Origin of the sequence: Kluyvera sp., assembly GCF_047971185.1 — a bacterium.
GTDB lineage: Bacteria > Pseudomonadota > Gammaproteobacteria > Enterobacterales > Enterobacteriaceae > Kluyvera.
In genome coordinates this window covers 1-2515 of the sequence record NZ_JBKDZH010000061.1, presented here as the reverse complement: position 1 = coordinate 2515, position 2515 = coordinate 1, and the positions used below count along the sequence as shown (strand labels likewise).

At 47.6% G+C, this 2515-nt stretch carries 1 protein-coding gene; it reads left to right on the top strand.

Going from position 1 to position 2515, the window contains the following annotated elements; all coding sequences use genetic code 11:
- Positions 1-1801: 1801 nt before the first annotated feature.
- A partial coding sequence (locus ACK5JN_RS17380) for an RNA-directed DNA polymerase (protein ID WP_416871307.1) occupies positions 1802-2515 on the top strand: 714 nt, incomplete at its 3' end.

Sequence of the window (2515 nt, the reverse complement as noted above, 5' to 3'; positions counted from 1 at the left end):
TGGATATTACATTTACAATAATACTAACGGTCATGATGATACAACTACAACTTCCACTACTGTTGCTACTACAATTACCAGTGTTGCTAAATATAATATTATCAATAATAATAATCATAATATGAATTAGAAGCAGAAGAAAAAGGAGGAGGAAAAATATGAACACATGCACACACACAAAAAAAAGACCAACGTTAATTGTCTGCTCTTATGTTACAGGCAGTGACAGAGAAATGGCAGAAGACGTACAGCATTTGGGGCCAGAGTGCAGAAAAGCATACTCCAGCTAAACAAAACTGGTGGTTATACACATCATCCACTACTTTAAGCGCAAGAAAACCTCATTAAATGAAACAGAGCTGGCACTTCAGACTGCAGAGGTCACAGGGTTACTAGTGAACTCTGTGCAACGATTCAAAAAAGTGGTAAAAGGTAGAATTTATTCACCTCCCTCCAAGAGGAAAGGAACTCACCCATTGCTGGACTTCGAGGAAGCGTGCATAATAAGGTTATTTTTATCTTTGTACCAAAGAAGTGAAACCCCCTGGATTGATAAAACTCTTGAAAAGGTGACGCAGGCCCCTGTAATTTTTCCACTTGGAAGAACGTACCTGTATAAAGTAGTGAAGGAAAGCGGTTTTCGGTTCAAGAGGCCGAAAGTTGTTGTTCCGTGCAAGTACTTGAGGAACAACATTCGCTGATAACAAACTCTGATTACCCACGCATGGAAATAAAACTAGATAAAGCATGAATATTCTGGGACTGAGATCGCTGTGAAGTGCTGGGGGTGCGTACCTAGCTTCTTTACTGTGGACGCGGGAGAGAGGCAGGGTTGCGTCCTTGCCTCTTCACTCTTCAACGCTTTTATGTACTGAGCATTAGGCAAAGCTGTGGACCAGAATTATTGGGAGCATCTATTAGCAAGTTTCTGGTGATGGCTTTCGAGGCACTGCACGAAGAGGCGAACATTAAAATATCCTCGGCCATGAACAGGCTGACATTGTGGCTACGTCGGCTGTAGAGCTCCACGGAGCGTGGAACCTTCCTGGAGATCTGCAGCCATGTCTTTCCCTGGGAAAGCCGTCAGTTAATCTTCTGTGGCAAATTCATTGGACCCTACAACTCCCTACTGTCCAAGCCCACCCTAGGCCAGTGGGTCACTTCTAGTCGTCTATCGCGACGGGAGGAAGTGGACCTCGCACGTCTCAGGGTGGATTCCACCCTCCGCACCCACCTCAGACCGTATATCAACAGCACCTTCCCACCAAAATGTACCCCTTGTAATAGAACGCTTTCTATCGGTCACATCCTCTTGCACTGTGGAGAGTACGAAGAGGCGCGTCAGCCTCACGTAGATTACTGCGAGAGGATGGGCGTGCCCTTTGCTCTCTCCTTTCTGCTTGGGGACGGTCATCCGGATGTGATCGACAGGCTGAAGACTTCCCTGAAGGAAACCAACTTGATCAGCGAGGTGTGATTTACTTATGTATTATATGACGTATGTAGGGATTTCTTAGATTATGCTTGAGTATGAAGCGAATGAATGTTTGAATGCAAGATGTATATTTCTATGTACTAAACATTACTGTAAAACTCCATATTAAGTATATGTATATACCCCTCGTCTTTGGACGAGGTCAGAGAGGCTCTGGCTAGGTTGAGGGGTGGAAAGGCGGTTGGTGTTTAAAACATTAGTGCGGAGCTGCTCAAAGCTGGAGGTGAGGCCAAGAACCGTGGGTTACCTACAGTCTTGACTGCTGTATGGCAGTCTGGTACCATTCCTCCTGACTGGAAGAGGGAGTTGGTCGTCCCTATCTGGAAATTGAAAGGGAACTGTCAGGATTTCAACAACTACTGCGGTTTTCCACTGCTCAGAGTGCCAGGCAAGGTGCTTGCCCATCTATTGTTCATGCGGATCCGCAGTCAACTGCAGAAGTTGCAGAGACCTGAGCAGTCAGGGTTCACACCTGGTAAGTCAACAACTGACCGCATCCTAGCGCTTCGCGTACTGGTGGAGCGCCGACGTGAGTTTCGGCAGGGGATGCTTGCAGCCTATGTCGATCTCAAGAAGGCGTTTGATTCAGTGCATCGTGAGGCACTCTGGGATCTCCTGCGACTCCGTGGGATTCCTGCAAGGATTGTTGGTCTGCTGACGGGCCTGTACTCAGGGACTGAGAGTGCAGTGAAGTGTGGGGGGGGCGTGTCCAGCTTCTTTCCTGTGAATACGGGAGTGAGGCAGGGTTGTGTCCTTGCCCCATCACTTTTCAACACTTGTATGGACTGGGTATTGGGCAGAGCTGTGGACCAGAGTCATTGTGGAGCGTCTGTCGGCAATACCAGAGTCACTGACCTTGTTTTTGCCGATGATGCTGTAATCCTCGCTGAGTCGCTGGAGGTTCTGGTGATGGCTCTAGAAGCACTGCATAAGGAAGTGAAGCCACTGGGACTCCAGGTCTCCTGGGCCAAGACCAAGGTACAGGTGTTTCGAGGCTTAGTGGATGAAACAGTACAGTCT